The following is a 1,889-nucleotide window of genomic DNA, read 5'->3' as shown; positions in this document are numbered from 1 at the left end:
CACGCCACCGACACGCCCGCCGAGCTGGGCGCCGAGTGGGTGGTGGACCTCACCGGCGACCTGATCGCCTGGCGGCGGGCGCACGAGAAGGCCGCCGTGGCCGTACGCGGGCCGCTGACCAACCTGCTGCTGCTGGTCTACGGCCGGCTCTCCGTCGACACGGCGGGCGTCGAGGTGCTCGGGGACGCGAAGCTGCTCGACCTCTGGCTGGAACGGGTGGCCTTCGGCTGACCGGGTCGGCCCGGTGACGGCGACGACCGTCACCGGACCGGCGGTCAGCCCGGCAGGTGGACGGAGGTCGTGGTGCTCAGCGCCCCGCCTCGCCGGACTCCAGCAACTGCTTGAGCGCGGCCAGCCGTTCCCGCCAGTACGCCCTGAGGGCGGCCGCCTGCTCGGCGTCGGTGAGCTTCTCGTGCACCACGGTCACCGTGGCCTTCGTGTCGCCTTTGGGCGCGAAGCCGACCACGATCCGGGTCGGGCCGCCCTCCCAGTCGGCGCGGAAGGTCTTCGGCCGGGTCGCCGTGCGTACCCGGATCGCCACGTCGGGCAGCCACCGCCGGCGCAGCCGGTCGTCGCTGAACGCCTCGAACAGCCGGTCCACCGGTACGGCGACCGTACGGCTGCCGCCCGCCTCCCAGCCGCCGCCGCGCCGCTGCCCGGGGGCGCGCAGGCCACGCGCCTGCTCGTACCCGACGGTGACGGTCTGCGCCCACCAGCCCGGCACCTCGTGGGCGGTCACCAGCCAGCGAGCCGTCTCGGTGTGGGTACGCTGCACCGCGCCCCACTCGTCCAGCAGGGTGAACCACTCGTCCCAGCCGCGGCCGGTGCGCTCACGGAGCAACGCGTCGGAGATCCGGTCGGCCTGTGCCGCCCCCGATCCGGGGGCCGCGGGTGTGGATTCGTCGGGCGCCGCGGTCGGCGGTTCAGGCGCAACGGCGCCGGGCAGCAGGTGCCGGCGAGCCGCCATGTAGCTCTCGCCGGTCTTGTCCATCCGGGTGCGGACCCGGGACTTGAAGGATTTCTGGCGCGTCATCACATGCTCCCTGTCGACGGCGCGGTCGTGGGGACTCACGCTCCCGTCGACCCGCCGTTGCCCAGGCATGTGGCACGGCGCCCCGAAGACTCGAGGCCTCCTTTGCCTCCGCGACGCCGGTGGCGTGAGCACCGGTAAGGAGGTGAGGCGCGGGACGGCGCCGACGCCATGTTAACAAGCCGCGCCACAGCGGGCGAGCAGGTCGCGCCGGCTCAGTCGGGCAGGGCGTCGAGGTAGACCCAACGCCCGTCCTCCCGGACGAAGCGGCTGCGTTCGTGCAGGGTCCCCGGCCGGCCGGCCTCGCGGTAGTGGGCGCGGAACTCGACCGTGCCGGTGCTGTCGAACAGGCCACCCCGGTCGGTGTCGACGATCTCCAGGCGGGTCCACTGCTCGCCCGGGGCCAGCCGCAGCCGGGCCGGCCGGGTCGAGGAGTGCCAGCTGCGCAGCAGGTACCCGGAGTCACCGACGGCGAAGGCGCTGAACCGGGAGCGCATCAGCGCCTCGGCCGTCCCGGCCGTACCCTCGCCGCGGTGCACCGGGCCACAGCAGTCGGCGTACGGCAGGCCGGAGCCACACGGGCACGGCCGGTCCTGGTCGTCGGCCGCGCTCCGGCGGGCCCCACGTTTCGCCACGGCACCCATCCTGCCGCACCGGTCGGGTGCGGAGAGCGGCAGCCGGGTCACCCGGTCGCCCGCCGGGCGACGGCTGCCGGTGCACCGTTTCGGGTATGACGAAAGGGCCGGCCCCGGGTGGGGCCGGCCCTTGTCGGTGGTGGGTCAGGCGGTGGCGGAGTAGCCGCGGGTGGCGATCCAGTCGGCGAGGTTGTCGACGCTGATCCGGTAGGAGGCCTGGTCGG

3 protein-coding genes are annotated in these 1,889 nt (G+C 74.5%); 1 reads left to right on the top strand and 2 read right to left on the bottom strand.

The annotated features are described in order from the left end of the window. Nucleotides 1–231: hypothetical protein (locus KBX37_RS33720; protein ID WP_247659498.1), on the top strand; the 231-nt coding region annotated here is incomplete at its 5' end. Nucleotides 232–307: 76 nt separating this feature from the next. Here the strand turns inward: KBX37_RS33720 and KBX37_RS33715 are convergent. Then, the gene (locus tag KBX37_RS33715) at nucleotides 308–1,033 is read right to left on the bottom strand and encodes an SRPBCC domain-containing protein (protein WP_247659497.1); all 726 of its coding nucleotides are present in this window, start codon (nucleotides 1,031–1,033) and stop codon (nucleotides 308–310) included. A 212-nt stretch (nucleotides 1,034–1,245) separates the two neighbouring features. Further along, nucleotides 1,246–1,665 carry a YchJ family protein gene (locus tag KBX37_RS33710; RefSeq protein ID WP_374103946.1) on the bottom strand — a complete coding sequence of 140 codons (420 nt, stop codon included), beginning with the start codon at nucleotides 1,663–1,665 and terminating at the stop codon, nucleotides 1,246–1,248. Between the last annotated feature and the right edge of the window lie 224 nt (nucleotides 1,666–1,889).

Origin of the sequence: Micromonospora sp. U56, assembly GCF_018070095.1 — a bacterium.
Classification (GTDB): Bacteria; Actinomycetota; Actinomycetes; order Mycobacteriales; family Micromonosporaceae; genus Micromonospora; species Micromonospora purpureochromogenes.
The sequence above is the reverse complement of the archived record's forward strand: the minus strand, read 5'-3'. Positions and strand labels throughout refer to the sequence as shown.